Here is a 2,117-nt window from a genome sequence, read left to right as displayed (position 1 = left end):
GAACGCCAAAGAAGCTGTCAGCCCAACTGCCCACGAACACCTCCCCGTCACCCTGCTGCTGCCAGATAAAGTCGGGGATGTTGAACACCCGGGCCAGGCTATCCATCGCTTGGTAACCGGCAGCCAGGCTGTAGAAGAATGGCGCCTTGACCCCGGCATAGGGTTTGTCTGGCACGCGAAAGCGCAGGCCGGTGTGCTGGCTGATCTCAACCAGAACGGCGCGCAGATCGACGTGGCGCAGGTTCAGCGGCAGCGGGTTGGCCAGGATCGCCGCTAGCTCGCGGCAGAACAGCACCTGCTGGGTGCTGCTGGCCGTGGTGGAGCGTTCGACGTAGCCGATGAAGTGGCGCTGCAGCGTGCTGTCGTTGTAGCCGATATCGAGCGTCACCAGGCCTTTGACCGGGGCGGTGGCCTGGATGGTGAAGGTCGCCCGGCCGGGGCTCTTGGCGTCCAGCCGCACTTCGTTTTTGACCAGAACATAGGGCACGCCACCGATGGCCAACACCTTGTGCAACTTCATGGGGGGTTACTCCCCCCCAGCCAGCCATCCACTTTTTTCAGCGTGGCTTCAAAGCCTGTCAGTTCCTCGGGGCCTTCGCTGGAGCCTCCACCGTCGCCGGTACCGCCCACCGCCCCGCCGGGGCCTGACTGGGCTGTCACCTTATTACCTGGGCGCCGGCCCTCGACTTTCTCGGGGTTGGACAGCTTTTCGGTCAGGGTGAACTGGATCAACCAGCCGCGCAGGTTGTCGTCTTCCCGGGCGCTCACACCCTCGGCAAACGTTACCTGGCGCATGCCGAACGCGGCCGCCGTGTCGTTGACGATGCGGTAGGTCTTGAGCTGGCCACCGCCGGCGGTCGCTTCCACCAGGCGCATCAGGTCGCGCAGTTGCACCTGGTCAACGAATGGAATCATCAGCGTGACCGTCAGGGTCTTAGGCTTGAAGCCCTTGTGCCCCTTGTCGGTGTTGCTGGTCTGGCCTGACAGATCGTCGCTCTCAATGCGCAGATTGCCGGTGACCTTGAGGTTCTTCCCGCGTACTTCTTGCCCGTCGAGTAATAGCGTCATAGGCCCACCAGCTCGCGAACGAAGCTCAGGCCCTGCTCAGATCCCACCAGCAGCGCGCCGGCACACAACACCCACTCATGCCCAGGGGCATCGCCTTGCAACAGCGCTTGGCGCAGCTCAGTGGCGTTGCCCGGACCGATCAGGCGCGCGCGCATGCTGCTGTCGGGGTTGCCGTTGGCCAGCAGGGCTTTCAGGTCATCCAGCTGTTTGTCGCGGCTCTGTTGCTGGGCAGCCTTGCGCGTGGCCAGGGCCGAAAGATCCGCCATGGGCGAGCTGTCGGCCGCGTAGCTCTCCAGGACAGAAAGCTGGCCGGCCATGGATTGTTGGGCGGCCTTGACCACCGTGCAGCGCTCCAGGGGCAGTGTCTGCCAACGGGGCAACGCGCCGGCGGTGGGGATCTCCCACTTTTCCGTTTCCAACTTCGACAGGTGCCGCGCTCGGCGTTCGGCTCGCACCAGGTCAGGCATCGGCAACAACGCATTGAAGCGCGCCAGGCTCTCGGCCAACTGATCAAAGCGCGTGGCCAGGAACATCAGACACAGGGCGAACTGGGGGCCATCGGGCCGGCCGGTGTCGCTCACGTCCACCAGCTTGCCGGCCAGCTGCTGCAGCAAGTTTGGCGCCGACAGGAAACGCTGATATCCGCGGCCCTGGCCGATACCGCTTTGAAACGGCGTCACCACCAGGCACGCCGGCGCCTCGCCCATCTGAGAGGCGAGCGCGTCACGGCCTGCAGTGATCGCGCCCTGGGCGGCATCACCGACCGGCCCCGGGTTGGTGCTGGTCTTGCCGCCCAGGTCTGCCAGGCGCTTGGCCGTGCCGGCCTGCTCGATGCTGGCCAGATCCTTGGCCGCTGACAGCTGGCCCATCCATTGCGTGGCCTGTTCTGGCCAGCGCATGGTCACCGGTGCCCAGGTCATGGTTGAAGGCTCTCCCAGGTCACCACTTCCATGGCGTTCAAGTCTCCTTCGGCCAGGGCCTGGTCCAACCGCTGTTTGAGCAAATTGGCCCGCTGCAGCAGCTCCATTTTGAAGGTGGTGAAGTCTTCG

At 64.6% G+C, this 2,117-nt stretch carries 3 protein-coding genes; all 3 read right to left on the bottom strand.

The genetic code is table 11. From position 1 onward, the window contains the following. On the bottom strand, positions 1 to 520 hold a 520-nt coding region (locus H097_RS26655; RefSeq protein WP_032863590.1), incomplete at its 3' end, for a hypothetical protein. After that, complete coding sequence (locus tag H097_RS26650) at positions 517 to 1,068, bottom strand: hypothetical protein (RefSeq protein WP_032863589.1); 552 nt, start codon at positions 1,066 to 1,068, stop codon at positions 517 to 519. The genes H097_RS26650 and H097_RS26655, both read right to left, overlap by 4 nt. Beyond that, positions 1,065 to 1,988, bottom strand: a complete 924-nt coding sequence (locus H097_RS26645; protein WP_032863587.1) for a hypothetical protein — start codon at positions 1,986 to 1,988, stop codon at positions 1,065 to 1,067. Before H097_RS26645 ends, H097_RS26650 begins: the two co-directional genes overlap by 4 nt. Between the last annotated feature and the right edge of the window lie 129 nt (positions 1,989 to 2,117).

This window comes from Pseudomonas sp. FH4 (genome assembly GCF_000510915.2).
GTDB classification, from domain to species: Bacteria; Pseudomonadota; Gammaproteobacteria; order Pseudomonadales; family Pseudomonadaceae; genus Aquipseudomonas; species Aquipseudomonas brenneri.
This window is presented reverse-complemented; position numbering and strand designations above follow the sequence as displayed.